The organism is Mesorhizobium sp. M4B.F.Ca.ET.017.02.2.1, from assembly GCF_003998955.1.
GTDB lineage: Bacteria > Pseudomonadota > Alphaproteobacteria > Rhizobiales > Rhizobiaceae > Mesorhizobium > Mesorhizobium abyssinicae.
In genome coordinates, this window is sequence record NZ_RZOF01000126.1 from 1 (window position 1) to 15,239 (window position 15,239).

Sequence of the window (15,239 nt, forward strand, 5' to 3'; positions counted from 1 at the left end):
ACATCGGCAAGCATGCTCAGCCGCGCCGCGCGAGCGTGACGGCCCATATCTGCGATCGCCGGCTGCGCCTTACGATCGAGGACGATGGCCGCGGGTTCGATGCCGACGCCACGCTCGGCTCCCGCGCCCTGGGGCTTGCGGGAATGAGAGAGCGCCTCGCGCTGATCGGAGGCGAACTGTCGATTGAAACGGCCAGGGATAGGGGGACCACCCTCTATGCCGATGTGCCCCTCTTTGCCGATATGCCTTGACGGACTGAGGCCCCCGCCTGGGCCGCGAGCCGGCACGATCGTCGACGGCAATGTGATCCGCTCCAGGCATTTGTTCTCACACGGTCCTGAACTAAACCACGACAGCGCTCCAGCTTCGCGACGGGCTACGTGAAGCGCGCCACATCCGAGACCACTGGCTGCGGCTTACAATCAGCGCGAGGGTTCGACGAGATGTCCGACCCACTGCTCCCGCTCAGGGTTTGCAGGCATAGACCCGCTCCTCCCGTCGTTCGGGACGAGCTGTCATGAACCATCAAGGGCAAGGGGATCTCTCCACGTGATGGACCTTTGACAGGCTGATGGAGGTTAAGGGTGTCGCGCAGAAGGATATTCGTGGTTGATGACCACCCGATCGTCCTGTCCGGCATCGGCGCGATGATCGATGGCCAGGTGGACATGACGATCGTCGGACTTGCGGCGAATGCGGACGAGGCCCTCGAAACCATCGGCAAGGCCCTGCCTGACGTCGCGGTGATCGATATCTCGCTTCCTGGCGTCAATGGGGTCATGCTCATCGAGCGGCTTCTCGAAAGGTACCCCAGCCTCAAGTGCATCGCGCTGACGGCTCATGAGGATCCCGGCTGCCTGCGTCAGGTGCTGGCCGCGGGCGGCAGGGGGTTTGTGGTCAAGCGGTCGACGACCACAGATCTGCTGCAAGCCATCCGCTGCGTGCTGGCCGGCGACAACTACGTCGCGCGCATCCTCAGCCCACGCAGCAGCGTGCAAGGCGATGCCGGCAATTTGAGCGAACGGGAGCGATCGGTCATCCAGCTGGTGGCCTTCGGCTACAGCAACAAGGAGATCTCCTCGCGGCTCAATCTCAGCATAAAGACCATCGAGACCTACCGGACCAGGGCAACCGACAAGCTCGAACTCCACTCCCGGGCGGCCATCGTGCGCTTCGCGCAATCGGTCGGATGGCTGGCCGAGCTGCAATAGCGGACAGCGTCGGCCCAGGGGCGAGTTGCGGGGCCGGTCAGAGATTGTAGAAGCGGCTGATGATCGCCCAGGCCTCGTCGGCGGTGTCGACGAAATCGATGATGTCCTGGTCGCCGGGCGTGATGGTGCCTTGCTCGGCGAGGAAATCGAGATCGATCGCGCGCTGCCAGAAGGCCTTGCCGAACAGGATCACCGGCACGCGCTCCATGCGGCCGGTCTGGATCAACGTCAGCGTCTCGAAGAATTCGTCCATCGTGCCGAACCCGCCCGGGAACACCGCGACGGCCTTGGCGCGCATGACGAAATGCATCTTGCGAATGGCGAAATAGTGGAAGTTGAAGCAGAGCTCGGGCGTCACATAGGCGTTCGGCGCCTGCTCGTGCGGCAGCACGATGTTGAGGCCGATGGACGGCGCGCCGACATCGTCGGCGCCGCGGTTTCCCGCCTCCATGACGCCAGGCCCGCCGCCGGTGACGACGACGAATTCGCGATAGTAGGACCCCGCCGAATGCTGCGAGCAGAGACGGGCGAATTTGCGCGCCTCCTCGTAATAACGGCTGTTCAGCTCGAGGTTCTTCTTCTGCGTCTCGTTCTTCGCCGCCCAGGCGTCGCCGCCGGGCTCCGGAATGCGAGCGCCGCCGAACAGGATGACGGTCGACTGGATGCCACGCTCGGCGAGGATCATCTCCGGCTTCAGCAGCTCGAGCTGCAGCCTGACGGCGCGCAATTCGCGACGCGTCATGAAGTCGGGATCGTTCCAGGCCAGCCTGTAGGTGTCGGCGCGTGTCTGCGGCGTATCCGGCACGCTCTTTGCCCGCTCCAGATCCTCATCCGAATGCGGCAGCGGCGTCCATCCCGCCTTTTCCATGGGAGTCATCAAATCCACCCGTCCATTTTCTCCACTTGCGCCGTCCCGTGACGCAGTCGCGATTGACCCCTATCAGACCTTCACATAGGGTCCGCGCGACTTTGAAACAGGTTAAGGCGCTGCCCCTTAACAGCTTGGTAACGGAGCAAATTGATGTCGAAGCCCGATCTGGCGAGCCTCGAAAAGACCATCGAGAAGGCTTTTGACGAGCGCGATACGATTTCGACCGCGACGCGGGGCGAAACGCGCGACGCCATCGAGGCCGCGCTCGACCTGCTCGACCGCGGCGCCGCCCGTGTCGCCGAGCGCCAGGCCGACGGCAAGTGGCACGTCAACCAGTGGCTGAAGAAAGCAGTGCTGCTCTCGTTCCGGCTGAACCCGATGGAGATCATCAAGGGCGGTCCCGGCCAGGCGGCCTGGTGGGACAAGGTGCCGTCGAAGTTCGAGGGCTGGGGCGCGGTGGATTTCGAGAAGGCCGGTTTCCGCGCCGTGCCGTCGTCGATCGTACGCCGCTCGGCCTACATCGCGCCGGGTGCCGTGCTGATGCCGTCCTTCGTCAATGTCGGCGCCTATGTCGATTCGGGCACCATGGTCGACACCTGGGTCGGGGTCGGCTCCTGCGCCCAGATCGGCAAGAACGTGCATCTTTCGGGCGGCGTCGGCATCGGCGGCGTGCTGGAACCGATGCAGGCCGGCCCGACCATCATCGAGGACAATTGCTTCATCGGCGCGCGCTCGGAAGTGGTCGAGGGCTGCATCGTGCGCGAGGGCTCGGTGCTGGGCATGGGCGTGTTCATCGGCCAGTCGACAAAGATCGTCGATCGCGCCACCGGCGAGGTCTTCTATGGCGAAGTGCCGGCCAATTCGGTGGTCGTCGCCGGCTCGATGCCAGGCAAGCCGCTGCCCAATGGCGAACCCGGCCCCAGCCTCTACTGCGCCGTCATCGTCAAGCGGGTCGACGCCAAGACCCGCTCCAAGACGTCGATCAACGAGCTGCTTCGCGATTGATCTTTTCCGCGAACAGACGCACCTTCCGCCGGCGCGACATTCCGTCGCGCGGGTTCAACACGGAGGGGCGTCATGGACTGGAAGTATCTTCTGACCAGCTTCGAGGGCCGCATCAACCGCGCCAAGTTCTGGGCCGGCATCGGCATATTCATTGCCATCGGCATCGTTGCCTTCATCCTCGATTCGATTCTCGGCACTCGTTTCACCACGGCCAGCGGCGGCCAGGTTGGCATCATCGGCATCATCGTCACGCTGGCATCGATCTATTTCGCGTTTGCTCTTTACGCCAAACGCTGGCACGACCGTAACAAGTCGGGCTGGTGGACGCTGATCGGCCTCATACCCATCATCGGCGGCATCTGGTTGCTTGTGGAACTCGGCATCCTTGAGGGCACCAGGGGCGCCAATCAGTATGGACCGGATCCGCTTGCCTGAAAAATCCGACCTTACCTGGCTTTTCTTCAAAACCTCGGGCCGCGTCAGCCGCGCGGCCTATTTTCTCGGCGGATTGCTGGTCGCCATCGTCCAGGCGTTTCCGCTCTATCGCTTCACGCTGGTGCCGGAGGGTTCGCCCGAGAGCAACATGTGGTCGTTCATCTTCCTGATCGCCTTCGTCGGCTCGCTCTGGTCGAACATCGTTCTGGCGGTGAAGCGGCTGCACGATCTCGACAAGCCGGGCATCGCGGCGCTGGTGCTGTTCGTGCCGGTCGTCTCGATCGTCGCCTTCCTCGTGCTGTGCCTGTTTCCGGGGCAGCCCGGGCCCAACCGCTATGGCAGGCGCACCAACGCGCCGGCCGATTCCTGAGCGACCATCTTTCGCCATGCGCTACCGCACGCTCGATCCGAAACTGATCATCGAGACCGCCGAACGGCTGGAGGAGCGCGTCGCCGAGCGTTTTCCCGACGCCGGCCTTCGCGGCGTCGCCGCCGAACTGGTGTCGCTGTCGCGCGACCTGGCAAAGGGCGCCAAGGCGCTGGAGGCGCCGCTCTGGTGGCTGCGCGGCCTGATCGCCGCCGCCGTCGTCGCCGGCGCGCTGGTGTTCGTCTTCGTCGGCACCATCCTGCCGCTCGACCGGCTTTCGCGGACCAGCGACGCCGTCCAGTCGGTGCAAGGCATCGAAGCCTCGCTCAACATGTTCATCCTCGCCATCGTCGGCTTCCTGGCCCTCATCCGCACCGAGGAGCGCATCAAGCGCAAGCAGGTGTTCCGCCAGCTGCACGGCCTGCGCTCGCTGATCCACGTCATCGACATGCACCAGCTGACCAAGGACCCGGCGACGCTGTCGGCCAATTTCAAGCCGACCTCGCATTCGCCGGCCCGCATCACCAATGCCGCCGACCTCGCCCGCTACCTCGACTATTGCTCGGAGATGCTGTCGATCACCGGCAAGATCGCGGCGCTGTTCGCGCAGTCGGTCAATGACGACGTGGTCATCGACGGCGTCAACGACGTCGAGAACCTGGCCTCCAACCTGTCGCGCAAGATCTGGCAGAAGATCACCCTGATCGACGATCAGGTCTGACCGCTTCCGGCGCCAGCCCCGGCGGACCGCGCCGTGCCGCCTCGGCCTCGCGTACCAGGGCGGCGACGCGTTCCGTCATCGGCGCCGGCACGCCGGAGCGTTCGGCGCGCGCGAGCACCGCGCCCTGCAATTCGCCGATCTCCGTCGGCCGGCCGCGCCGCAGGTCGTCCCACATGGACGAACGCGCCTCGGGGTCGATGGCCAGCATGCGGCGCGCCAGCCGCCGGAACAGCCAGTCGGGCAGGCCGAGCACCTTGGGCAGCAGCGCCGGACGCAGGCCGGCAATGCGCGCCGGCCGGATGCCCGATGCCCGCATCGCCGCCAGCGCCTCGTCAATCTGGGCTGCCAGGATCAGCCGCCAGCGGCGGTCGGCCAGTTCGGTTGCCAACGGCTGATCGGACAGCGCCACCAGCGCGTTGTTGAGGTTCATCAAAAGTTTGCCCCACAGCACCGCCTTCATGTCGGCATGGGTTTCGACGCCAAGCCCTTCGACATCGAGCAGGCCGGCAAGGCCGGCCACGCCGTCCTCGATCATCACCTTGCCCTCGCTGGCGCGATGCACGTGAAACGTCGCCTCATCCGGGGAGTGCACGACATTGAACGGCACCATGCCGGCAAGCACGTGTCGCCCGGCAAGCCTTGCCCGCAGTTTCTCGGCATTGTCGACGCCGTTCTGCAGGCTGACCGTCACCGCGTCCGGCCGGGCATGCGCCGCAATGAGCGCGGCCATCGCCTCGGTGGCGCCGCTCTTGACCGTCACCAGGACGATATTGGCGCCGGCCAGGGCCTCAGCCGGATCGGCGGTGACGGAAAGCGCCGCGGGCGCGATGCGGCGGGCGCGGCCATCGAGGTCGCTGACCCGCAAGCCATCCTTGCGCAACGCCGCCTCGACGCGCGGGCGCGCCAGCAAAGCCACCTTGCGTCCGGCGAGCGCAAGGCAGCCGCCGACATAGCAGCCGATACTGCCGGCGCCGGCAATGGCGATGGTCTTTTCTTCCCTGGCCATGCGATAGTCTCACCTTGGTCTGCGACTATACGACATGAAAACCATAATGTCGGCGCCATGGCCGGCCATGACGTCTGGTCGTGACAGGCCTTTCGCTTTCGATTATCGCTTTGCCCATGAAATTGCCCACCGACCCTGCCGCAAACCTTGCCGCCCTGATCCGCTGCCCCTCGGTGACGCCCGCCGAAGGCGGCGCGCTCGCCGCGCTGGAGACGATGCTGAAGCCGCTCGGCTTCGCCGTCGAGCGTCCGGTGTTCTCGGAAGACGGCACGCCGGACATCGAGAACCTTTATGCGAGGCGCTCCGGCAACGGACCGCATCTGATGTTCGCCGGCCATACCGACGTGGTGCCGGTCGGCGACGAGACGGCCTGGACGCACCCGCCCTTCGCCGCCGAGATCGCCAATGGCGAAATGTATGGCCGCGGCGCCGTCGACATGAAGGGCGGCATCGCCTGCTTCATCGCGGCGGTGGCGCGCCATGTCGAGAAGGCGGGCGGGCCGAAGGGCTCGGTCTCGCTGCTGATCACCGGCGACGAAGAGGGGCCGGCGATCAACGGCACGGTGAAGCTGCTCGAGTGGGCGGCGGGCAAGGGCGAGAAATGGGACGCCGCGATCGTCGGTGAGCCGACCAATCCGGACATGCTCGGCGACATGATCAAGATCGGCCGGCGCGGCTCCATCTCCGGCAGCGTGACCGTCAACGGGCGCCAGGGCCACGCCGCCTATCCGCAGCTTGCAGACAATCCGGTACGCGGGCTGGTCAGCCTGGTCGACGCCCTGCTCCATCCGGTGTTCGACAAGGGGACGAACGATTTCCAGCCGACCAATCTGGAGGTCACCTCGATCGACGTCGGCAATCTGGCCACCAACGTCATCCCGGCCAAGGCGACGGCCACCTTCAACATCCGCTTCAACGACACGTGGACGGCCGAGACCATCCAGGCCGAGATCCACAACCGCCTCGACCAGGCGGCCGGGCGCAAGAAGTACCGGCCAGGCAAGAAGACCCCGGTCGACTACGAGCTCGTCTGGCGCGACCGGCCGAGCCACGTCTTCCTGACCCGCGACGAGCGGCTGATCGAGACGCTGAGCGGTTCGGTCAAGGCGACGGTCGGCAGGAAGCCGGCGCTTTCCACCTCCGGCGGCACATCGGACGCCCGCTTCATCAAGGACTATTGTCCGGTGGTCGAGTTCGGACTGGTCGGCCAGACCATGCATATGGTCGACGAACGCGTCGCGCTTGCCGATCTGGAAACGCTGACCGGGATCTATCAGCGCTTCATCGAAGACTGGTTCGGGCAGGACCATGCTGTCGGCTGATGAAACCTACGCCTCGCTGGCCGGCGCCTGGCGGCTGATGCTCGGCAAGGTCGACGGGTTGCGCCTGCTCGACCTGTCGGCGGACGGTTTCTGGAATTCCTTCTTCGCCATCGTCGTGGCGGCGCCGGCGCTGATCGTCGGCTGGGTCGGCATCGCCAACGAGATCGGCGACCCGAACGCCTTTGCCGGGCGCTTCAGCATGCTTCTGCGGCTGGCGACCGTCGATATCGGCTCCTGGGTGCTGCCGCTGGTCGGCCTGGCGCTGATCGCGCCGCGCGTCGGCATTGGCGGCCGTTTCGTCCATTATGTCGTGGCCAGCAACTGGGCGTCGGCGATCATCGCCTGGCTGATGCTGCCGTCGGCGCTGATCCGGCTTTTCCTGCCGTCGACCGACGAGGTCCCCGGGCTGGTGTCGCTGCTCCTGTTCGCGGTCTCGATGATACTGACCTGGCGCATGACCAATGCCGTGATCGGCAGGGGCGCCGCCGTCGGCACCGCGGTCTTCGCCGGCATGTTCGTGGCCTCGCTGGCGGTGCTGTTCGGGCTGCAGGCGCTGCTCGGCATCACCATCCCGACGGGGGTCGAGGGCTAGTATCCTTCCGGATAATCGACGCCGACGAGGAACAGCCCGTCGGGCGGCGCCACCTGGCCGCAGGCGGCGCGGTCCTGGGCGTCGAGCGCAGCCTTGAGATCGGCGGCGGTCCAGGAGCCGTCGCCTACGCGCCTCAGCGAACCGACCATCGAGCGCACCTGATTGTGCAGGAAGGAGCGCGCCGAGCTCCGCACCTCGATCATGTCGCCCGAACGGCTGACGTCGAGCCGATCGAGCGTGCGAACCGGGCTTTCGGCCTGGCACTGGGTCGAGCGGAAAGTCGTGAAATCATGGCGGCCGAGCAGCACTTTGGCCGCCTCGTGCATGGCCTCGGCGTCGAGCCGCTTCGGCACCCACCAGACCTTGCCCTTCTCCAGCGCCGCCGGAGCGCGCCGGTTGAGGATGCGGTAGAGGTAGTGGCGGCCGGTGGCGGAGAAGCGGGCATCGAAGCCGTCGGCGACGACGGCGGCCTTGAGGATGGCGATGCGAGCGCCGGCGGCCTGCAGATGCGCGTTGACGGCGTCGCGCACCTTGTCGCCCGGCCAGGCTTTGACCAGGTCGACATGCGCCACCTGGGCGGTGGCGTGCACGCCTGCATCGGTGCGGCCTGCGGCGCGGAGCCTTACCGCCTCGCCGCAGAACTTTTCGATCGCCTGCTCGATCGCCTGCTGCACCGAAGGCTGATCCGCCTGGTGCTGCCAGCCGGCAAAAAGGCTGCCGTCATATTCGATGTCGAGGCGAAAACGCGGCATAGAGGGCCGTAGCTTGCCGCCTAGGCGGCAAGCGCGGTGAAGGCCGAAGCGTAGACCAGCTTGCCGGCCTCGGGAGCATCGCCCCAGGCCAGCGCCTGCAGCGCCTCGCCCTGATACTCGCTCTCGAATTTCTCGGCACGCGCATGGGTGTAGCCGAAGCGGCCGTAATAGGACGGATCGCCGAGCACCACGGCAAGCCGCTCGCCGGCTTCCTTGAGGCGGACATGCGCCTCGCGGATCAGGGCGCCGCCGATGCCGGTGCCGTGGAAGGACGGCTCGACGGCCAGCGGCGCCAGCGCCACGGCCGCGAACTGCTTGGCGCCCTTCTGGACGAAAAGCCTGGAGAACAGGATATGGCCGACCACCTGGCCGTCCTCTTCCGCCACCAGTTCGACGACGGCATCGCCGCCGGTGACCAGCGCGTCGACCAGTCCGGCCTCCGCCTGCTGGCCGAAGGCATGCTCTTCGACGAGGCGGATCGCCTCGCGATCCCGCGGCGTCGCCGCGCGTATCGACATCATGCTCATGAGAGTTTCGTTCCTTTTTCGATCTTGGCCCCGCGCAAGAACTCCTGCGCGGCGGCGGGCTTTCCGCCCGCCCGTTGAACTTCGACCAGCCGGACCGCGCCTGACCCGCAGGCGACCGTCAGCCGGTCATCGAGAATTCCTTCCGACTCGCCGACGCCATCCGAGAGCGTCGAGCGAAGCAGTTTCAGCCGCTCCATGCGGCCGCCAATGTCGACCTCGCACCACGCGCCCGGAAAGGGCGAGAGGCCGCGAATGTGATTGTGGACTTCGCCGGCAGGCCGCGTCCAGTCTACGCGTGTCTCCGATTTATCGATCTTTCGGGCGTAGGTCACCCCCACAGTCGCCTGTTGGGCAAATGTCAGACAATTTATCCCCAACTGCGCGAGCGCTTCCACCATCAGCGAAGCGCCTTGAGCCATCAGACGGTCATGCAGTTCGCCGGCGGTCATATCGGGTTCGATGGCGCATTTTTCAACCAATGCCACCGGACCGGTGTCCAAACCTTCCTCCATGCGCATCACCATCATGCCGGTCTCGGCATCGCCGGCCATGATGGCGCGCTGGATGGGAGCAGCACCGCGCCAACGCGGCAAAAGTGAGGCGTGACCGTTCAGGCAACCGAGCCTGGCCGCCTCGAGAACGGCCTTTGGCAGCAAAAGCCCATAGGCGACGACCACGGCGACATCGGCACGCAGCGCGGCGAATGCCTGCTGCTCGGCCTCGCCCTTGAGCGATGTCGGGGTGCGGACCTCGACGCCCAGCCGCTCCGCCTCGCGCTGCACGGGCGACGGCGTCAGCTCCAGCCCGCGCCGGCCGGCGGCACGCGGCGGCTGCGTGTAGACGGCGACGATTTCATGGCCGGCTTCGGCAATCGCGCGCAGCGTCGGCACGGAAAACTCCGGCGTGCCCATGAAGATGACGCGAAGGGGCATGACCCCTAGCCCACCAGCTTGCCCGGCGCCTTGTCCTTGGCGAGCTTCTTGAACTTCTTCACCACCATGTCGCGCTTCAGCTTGGAGATGTGGTCGATGAACAGCACGCCGTTGAGATGGTCGATCTCGTGCTGCAGGCAGGTCGCCATCAGCCCTTCGGCCTGCATCTCCTGCAGCTTGCCGTCGCGGTCGAGATACTTCACCCGCACCGCGGCGGGACGCTCGACCTCTGCATAGTAATCCGGGATCGACAGGCAGCCTTCCTCATAGACCGAGCGCTGGTCCGAGCTTTCGAGGATTTCCGGATTGATGAAGACATGCGGCGCCGGCGTCTCGTCCTCCTTGGCGAGGTCGATGACCAGCATGCGCAGCGGCTCGCCGATCTGGATCGCCGCCAGGCCGATACCGGGGGCGTCATACATGGTGTCCAGCATGTCGCCGGCCAGTTTGCGCAAGGGCGCATCGACGCGCTCGACCGGTTTGGACAGCTGGCGCAGGACGGGATCGGGAAGGATGATGAGCGGCTTGATCGACATGGCGTCTCACCTAAGACGTCATGCGAAAAGCGTCAACCGGGGCGCTTTCGCCCTGTTCACGTTTTGATCTGTGCCGGAGAGCCGAATCATCTATGCTGCCCGCATGAACGACCTGAGCTCCATCCTTTCCGAACCCGTGGCCCGGCTCGGCGCCAGCACGATCACGCTCGGCCATATGCTGGCCTTCGGCGCTGTCCTTTTTCTCGGCCTCTTCCTTGCGCTGGTCATCGCGCTGTGGCGCTCGGCCAGGGCGCGGACGATAGCAGCCGCGGAAGCCGCCGACCATGCCCGCGACGCCGAGGCGCGGATGGCCGGCATCTTGCAGGCGCAGGCCGAGATGCAGGGCCGCATGGGCGCAATTGCCGAAGTGTTCGGGGCGCGGCAGGCCGAGCTCACCCAGTCGATCGGCCAGCGTCTCGACGCCATGACCGGCCGCATCGGCCAGACCATGACCGAGCAAACCAAATCGACGCATGAGAGCCTGGCCAAACTGCAGGAACGACTGGCGGTGATCGACACGGCGCAAGGCAACATCCAGTCGCTGGCCGGCCAGGTCGTGCAACTGCAGGCGATCCTCTCCAACAAGCAGACGCGCGGCGCCTTCGGCCAGTCGCGCATGGAGGCGATCGTCGCCGACGGCCTGCCGCATGGCGCCTACGAATTCCAGGCGACCCTGTCGAATGGCAGCCGGCCCGACTGCCTGGTACGGATGCCGAACGGCGCGCCCTCGCTCGCCGTCGATGCCAAATTTCCGCTCGAAGCCTGGAACGCGATCCGCGCCGCCGAAGGCGCGGAGATGCAGAAGGCCGCGGCGCAGGCCTTCCGGCGCGATATCGAGGTGCATATCCGCGATATCGCCGACAAATACCTGCTCCAGGGCGAGACGCAGGACACCGCCTTCATGTTCGTTCCGTCGGAATCGGTGTTCGCAGAGATCCACGAGAATTTCGAGGCGGTGGTGCAGAAGGCGCACCGGGCCCGCGTCGTCATCGTCTCGCCGTCGCTGTTGATGCTGTCGATCCAGGTCATCCAGGCGATCCTGAAGGACGCCCGCATGCGCGAGCAGGCGCATTTGATCCAGGGCGAGGTGATCCGGCTGATGGAGGATGTCGGGCGTGTCGACGAGCGGGTACGCCGGCTGCAGACGCATTTTACCCAGTCGGCGAAAGACATCGACGACATCCTGGTCTCGACGTCGAAAGTGACCAAGCGCGGCCAGAAGATCGAGGCGCTGGAGTTCGGCGAAGGCGAAGCCGAGGCGCCGCGCAAGGCTGAAGCGGGGACGCGGGTGGCCGATTCCAAGACCGGCCAGCTCAGGCTGCGGGTTGTCGAGGACGGCGACTGAACCGGCTCTACTGTTCCTCGATGGTCGTCATATCGTGGAATTCCGGCAACCATTGCAATGCGGAGCGGTGCCAGACCTGCTTTCTCGGAACCAGTTCCTCGCGCTGACGCGACGTACCGGCCCTGATGCCATAAATCTTCGGCCCATCGCCGACCGAGGTCGCGTAGAGATGGGAGCCGCAGTCGCCGCAAAAGCCCTGCGCGCGCTTGGCGCCAGAGGATCCGGTCTTGATGTAGACCTTCGGCGAGCCGCTGGTGATCCGGTAGTTGGTTTCCGGGGCTGGAACCGTCACGCGGAAGGCTGTGCCGGTCAATTGCTGGCAGTCCGTGCAGTGGCAGATCGAGGTCTTTTCCGGGTCGACCTCGGCCTCATAGGTGATGGCGCCGCAATGGCACCCGCCGTCAATCCTCATCGGTATCTCCTCCAGAATTCGCGACGATCTTAGCGGGACAAGGCCGCGAGGCAACAGCGCAGCGCTAGTCCAAAGCCGGATCGGAGGCAGCGTCGATCAGCTTGCGGCGGCGTACCCAGGTCCCGGTGGTTTGTGGCTTGACGAACAGCCGGGTGATCTCCGGCATCTCGGTTTTCAGCCGCGCTTCCAGCCGCTCCACGCAGGCCTCGATCTCGGGCGCCGTCAGATGGTCTTCGAACTCGACGCTCAGACCGGCGACGATCTCTTGCGGTCCCATGTGGACGGTGAGAACGCCGTTCGCCCGCTGCACCGCCGGATCCCGCTGCACAATGGCAAGCACCTTCTTCTGCACCTCCGGCGATGCCGGCTCGCCGATGAGCAGGCCCTTGCTTTCGCGCGCCAGGAAGATCGCGGTCGAACCGAGGATCAGCGCGATGCCGACCGAGGCGGCGCCGTCGAGCTCGGGCATGGCAAAGACTTCCGCCGCCAATATGCCGGCAAAGGCGACGATCAGGCCAAGCAGTGCCGCGCTGTCCTCGAACAGCACCGTATAGACGCTCGGATCCTTGCTGAGCCGGACCGCCTCGAACCAGCCCAGTCCGCCCTTCTCGCGGCGGAATGCGGTCAGCGCCACATACCAGGAACTGCCCTCGAACAGGAAGGAGAGGCCGAGCACGACATAGTTGACCCTGACATTGGCGACCGGCTCCGGCGCCATGATGTGCACCACGCCTTCGTAGAACGACACGCCGGCGCCAAGCGCGAAGACGAGGAGGGCGACGATGAAGCTCCAGAAATAGAGCTCACGGCCATGGCCGAGCGGATGGCTGCGGTCGGGCGGGCGGGCGGCGCGATGCATGCCGTAGAGCAGCAGGCCGCCATTGCCGGTGTCGACCAGCGAATGCACGCCTTCCGAAAGCATCGCCGAACTGCCGGTGAAGGCCGCGGCGGCGAATTTGGTCAGCGCGATCGCCAGATTGCCGGCAAGCGCCGCGTAGATGACCTTTTTCGATCCGCCATGCCCTGCCATGCCGCTAAGTCCCGGTTGACGCCTGGAGCTTAATGCATGTCGTCCAAAATCGCGCCGCGGTTTTGGGGGAACGCATCAAGACAAAGACTTAAAGCGCGACGCCCGAATCCGTTTCGTCATGACGCGCAATAACGATCGGGCCGTCGGAGCTCCTCAGGCGATTCGCCGGCGAAAACCGGTTGACAGCGGCCAGGCCGCTGCGCGCGTCCGACAATGTCCTCTTGCAGTCCGGCTTTTCTCTTGTTTCACTTCGTTGCCCACAATCGGAGGAACGAATCATGGCTAAAGGTGCGATGAAGGCGGGCAAGGAAGCCCGTAAGCCAAAGAAGGACGCGAAGAAGCCCGCCGCGGCCCCGGCCCTTAAGGCGCCGCCGGTCAAGGCGACGCGGCTCAAGGACAAATAGGCCTCGGCTGATCCGTCCTGGCGCGGATTTTCAACCGGCGGCATGGACCCATGCTGCCGGTGTTTTGTTGATTGGGGCCGAGGACCGCCGATATCAGCGTGGCGAGGACGACCTCGCTCCTCCCAAAACCCGGCCGGGACGACCCGTGCTTGAATGTGCTGCTCCGCGCGCCGGTTTCGCAAGATCGTGCGCCGTGAGGGCACGCAGCGAATGGAGCGTTGCCGATGTCGTGGATCTATCTGTTTTTCGCCGGCCTGTTCGAGATCGGCTGGGCGATCGGCCTGAAATACACTGACGGCTTCTCGAAGCTGGTGCCGACGGTGCTGACCGTCGCCTCGATGATCGTCAGCCTCGGCCTGCTCGGCCTGGCGCTGAAGGATCTGCCCGTCGGCACCGCCTATGCGGTGTGGACCGGCATCGGCACCGTCGGCACCGCGCTGCTCGGCATCTGGCTGCTCGGCGAGCCGGCGACCGTGGTTCGGCTTGCCTGCATCGGCCTCATCGTCTGCGGCATCGTCGGCCTGAAGCTGGTGGCCTGATGTTAGCCGCGAGGCAAACGCGTTCGGGGCCGCCCCTGGCGACCCTGAACCTGTTCTTCGAACGAAACCGCTGTTAGCGGGCCGAGAAACCCGGAGGCGTCCGGCCGACACGCGCCTTGCGCGCGGCATAGCGCGCATCGCGCTTGGCCTTGCGTTCGGCCTCGTCGGCGAGCACGCGCGAAATGCGATCGTTCTCTTCGGCTTCGCGGATCTTGGCCTCCGCCGCAGCCGCCTCTTCGGCGGCAATGCGCGCCGCTTCGGCAGCTGCCTCGCGCTCGGCCTTCTCAGCCGCTTCGCGGGCCAGCTTTTCCTGCTTCAGCCTGGCCTTTTCGGCTTCGCGTATCGCGCGCGCCTCGAGGATCGCCTTGCGTTCGGCCTGTCGCGCCAGCACCGCGGGATCGTCCGCGGCCGGCTTTGACTTGAAGCGCTCCAGAAGCGCCTTCTTTGCCTCGTTCGCGGCATTGCGCCGCTCGAAAATGTCTTTTTCCCTGTAGATAGCCAAGTCCACTTCCCTGAAGTCAATTCGCGACGCTTACATACGCGCGAACACCGATAGTTCAAGCGCCAAAACGGTATGCCAGCCATGAAATTCTGGGCTGTTGCAACTGGGAGACGCCACAGTCCCGCGCGAAAACCGACATGCAGTGTTCACAGTCCGCGCCTCTGGCGGCGCGGCGGGCGGATCGCTATCTCCAGCGCGACGCACAAACATCGAAACAAGGCATCAGGATGGCACGGCATGGAACTCGGTCTCTACACTTTCGCTGACGTCAGCCCCGAGCCCGGGCCCGGCGCCATCGGCCCGCATGAGCGGCTGCGCAATCTGATCGAGGAGATCGAGCTGGCCGACCAGGTCGGGCTCGACGTGTTCGGCCTGGGCGAGCATCACCGCCCCGACTATGCCGCGTCGGCGCCGGTCGTGGCGCTGGCCGCGGCGGCCGAGCGCACCAGGCGCATCAAGCTGACCAGCGCGGTCACCGTGCTCTCCTCCGACGATCCGGTGCGCGTCTTCCAGCAGTTCGCGACGCTCGACCTGCTTTCCGGCGGCCGCGCGGAGATCATGGCCGGGCGCGGCTCGTTCATCGAATCCTTCCCGCTGTTCGGCTTCAATCTGGAAGACTATGACGAGCTGTTCGCCGAGAAGCTCGACCTGCTGCTTGCCATCCGCGACCAGGTCAAGGTGACGTGGCAAGGACGCCTGCGCGCGCCGATCAACGGCCGCGGCGTCTATC

Annotated in this window: 21 protein-coding genes; 12 read left to right on the top strand and 9 right to left on the bottom strand. The window is 65.6% G+C overall.

Annotated elements, in window-relative coordinates; all coding sequences use genetic code 11:
• Together EN738_RS16820 and EN738_RS16825 are read left to right on the top strand one after the other, a co-directional pair.
• On the top strand, positions 1-251 hold a 251-nt coding region (locus tag EN738_RS16820), incomplete at its 5' end, for an ATP-binding protein (protein ID WP_348629092.1).
• Positions 252-605: 354 nt separating this feature from the next.
• Positions 606-1,211, top strand: a complete 606-nt coding sequence (locus tag EN738_RS16825) for a response regulator transcription factor (RefSeq protein ID WP_245494565.1) — start codon at positions 606-608, stop codon at positions 1,209-1,211.
• A gap of 37 nt (positions 1,212-1,248) precedes the next feature.
• On the opposite strand, the gene EN738_RS16830 is transcribed toward EN738_RS16825, so the two are convergent.
• Entirely contained in the window at positions 1,249-2,088 is an 840-nt protein-coding gene (locus tag EN738_RS16830) for an LOG family protein (RefSeq protein ID WP_127284657.1), read from the bottom strand.
• A 144-nt stretch (positions 2,089-2,232) separates the two neighbouring features.
• On the opposite strand from EN738_RS16830, the gene dapD reads away from it, so the two are divergent.
• From dapD to EN738_RS16850, 4 genes are all read left to right on the top strand, one after another.
• Positions 2,233-3,087, top strand: coding sequence for a 2,3,4,5-tetrahydropyridine-2,6-dicarboxylate N-succinyltransferase (gene dapD / locus EN738_RS16835; protein ID WP_127284658.1), 855 nt, complete (start codon positions 2,233-2,235; stop codon positions 3,085-3,087).
• Between the two features lie 72 nt (positions 3,088-3,159).
• Positions 3,160-3,522, top strand: coding sequence for a DUF805 domain-containing protein (locus EN738_RS16840; protein WP_127284659.1), 363 nt, complete (start codon positions 3,160-3,162; stop codon positions 3,520-3,522).
• Positions 3,515-3,892 carry a DUF805 domain-containing protein gene (locus EN738_RS16845; protein WP_245478396.1) on the top strand — a complete coding sequence of 126 codons (378 nt, stop codon included), beginning with the start codon at positions 3,515-3,517 and terminating at the stop codon, positions 3,890-3,892. Before EN738_RS16840 ends, EN738_RS16845 begins: the two co-directional genes overlap by 8 nt.
• Positions 3,893-3,908: 16 nt before the next feature.
• Positions 3,909-4,610: a hypothetical protein gene (locus EN738_RS16850; RefSeq protein ID WP_127284661.1), complete on the top strand. Its 702-nt coding sequence runs from the start codon at positions 3,909-3,911 to the stop codon at positions 4,608-4,610.
• Here EN738_RS16850 and EN738_RS16855 read toward each other — a convergent pair.
• Positions 4,585-5,616: a 2-dehydropantoate 2-reductase gene (locus EN738_RS16855; protein ID WP_127284662.1), complete on the bottom strand. Its 1,032-nt coding sequence runs from the start codon at positions 5,614-5,616 to the stop codon at positions 4,585-4,587. The genes EN738_RS16850 and EN738_RS16855 overlap by 26 nt on opposite strands.
• A gap of 116 nt (positions 5,617-5,732) precedes the next feature.
• On the opposite strand from EN738_RS16855, the gene dapE reads away from it, so the two are divergent.
• Positions 5,733-6,938 (top strand): succinyl-diaminopimelate desuccinylase, encoded by a 1,206-nt coding sequence (gene dapE / locus EN738_RS16860; protein ID WP_127284663.1) that lies wholly within the window; start codon positions 5,733-5,735, stop codon positions 6,936-6,938.
• Positions 6,925-7,530, top strand: a complete 606-nt coding sequence (locus EN738_RS16865) for a transporter (RefSeq protein WP_127284664.1) — start codon at positions 6,925-6,927, stop codon at positions 7,528-7,530. The genes dapE and EN738_RS16865 overlap by 14 nt, the downstream gene beginning before the upstream one ends.
• On the opposite strand, the gene truA is transcribed toward EN738_RS16865, so the two are convergent.
• Genes truA through def form a run of 4 tightly spaced genes read right to left on the bottom strand, consistent with a single transcriptional unit; the run spans position 7,527 to position 10,277 of the window.
• On the bottom strand, positions 7,527-8,282 hold the full coding sequence (gene truA, locus EN738_RS16870) for a tRNA pseudouridine(38-40) synthase TruA (protein WP_127284665.1): 756 nt from the start codon (positions 8,280-8,282) through the stop codon (positions 7,527-7,529). The two genes, EN738_RS16865 and truA, sit on opposite strands and share 4 nt — an antisense overlap.
• A 20-nt stretch (positions 8,283-8,302) precedes the next feature.
• Positions 8,303-8,809 (bottom strand): N-acetyltransferase, encoded by a 507-nt coding sequence (locus EN738_RS16875; protein ID WP_127284666.1) that lies wholly within the window; start codon positions 8,807-8,809, stop codon positions 8,303-8,305.
• A complete protein-coding gene (fmt, locus tag EN738_RS16880; protein WP_127284667.1) occupies positions 8,806-9,741 on the bottom strand; it encodes a methionyl-tRNA formyltransferase in 936 nt (311 codons plus the stop codon). Before fmt ends, EN738_RS16875 begins: the two co-directional genes overlap by 4 nt.
• A gap of 5 nt (positions 9,742-9,746) precedes the next feature.
• The gene (gene def, locus EN738_RS16885; protein WP_127284668.1) at positions 9,747-10,277 is read right to left on the bottom strand and encodes a peptide deformylase; all 531 of its coding nucleotides are present in this window, start codon (positions 10,275-10,277) and stop codon (positions 9,747-9,749) included.
• Positions 10,278-10,380: 103 nt separating this feature from the next.
• On the opposite strand from def, the gene EN738_RS16890 reads away from it, so the two are divergent.
• Complete coding sequence (locus tag EN738_RS16890) at positions 10,381-11,622, top strand: DNA recombination protein RmuC (protein WP_127284669.1); 1,242 nt, start codon at positions 10,381-10,383, stop codon at positions 11,620-11,622.
• A 7-nt stretch (positions 11,623-11,629) separates the two neighbouring features.
• On the opposite strand, the gene EN738_RS16895 is transcribed toward EN738_RS16890, so the two are convergent.
• Both EN738_RS16895 and EN738_RS16900 read right to left on the bottom strand, forming a co-directional pair.
• Entirely contained in the window at positions 11,630-12,034 is a 405-nt protein-coding gene (locus tag EN738_RS16895; protein ID WP_127284670.1) for a GFA family protein, read from the bottom strand.
• A gap of 64 nt (positions 12,035-12,098) precedes the next feature.
• A complete protein-coding gene (locus tag EN738_RS16900) occupies positions 12,099-13,064 on the bottom strand; it encodes a cation diffusion facilitator family transporter (RefSeq protein ID WP_127284671.1) in 966 nt (321 codons plus the stop codon).
• A 278-nt stretch (positions 13,065-13,342) separates the two neighbouring features.
• Between EN738_RS16900 and EN738_RS36765 the strand changes: the two genes are divergently transcribed.
• Both EN738_RS36765 and sugE read left to right on the top strand, forming a co-directional pair.
• Positions 13,343-13,468 (top strand): hypothetical protein, encoded by a 126-nt coding sequence (locus EN738_RS36765; RefSeq protein ID WP_126059281.1) that lies wholly within the window; start codon positions 13,343-13,345, stop codon positions 13,466-13,468.
• Positions 13,469-13,692: 224 nt separating this feature from the next.
• Complete coding sequence (gene sugE / locus EN738_RS16910; RefSeq protein WP_127284672.1) at positions 13,693-14,007, top strand: quaternary ammonium compound efflux SMR transporter SugE; 315 nt, start codon at positions 13,693-13,695, stop codon at positions 14,005-14,007.
• Positions 14,008-14,080: 73 nt separating this feature from the next.
• Here the strand turns inward: sugE and EN738_RS16915 are convergent, their stop codons facing one another.
• Complete coding sequence (locus tag EN738_RS16915) at positions 14,081-14,509, bottom strand: DUF6481 family protein (RefSeq protein ID WP_127284673.1); 429 nt, start codon at positions 14,507-14,509, stop codon at positions 14,081-14,083.
• Positions 14,510-14,746: 237 nt separating this feature from the next.
• Here EN738_RS16915 and EN738_RS16920 point away from each other — a divergent pair.
• A partial coding sequence (locus EN738_RS16920) for an LLM class flavin-dependent oxidoreductase (RefSeq protein ID WP_127284674.1) occupies positions 14,747-15,239 on the top strand: 493 nt, incomplete at its 3' end.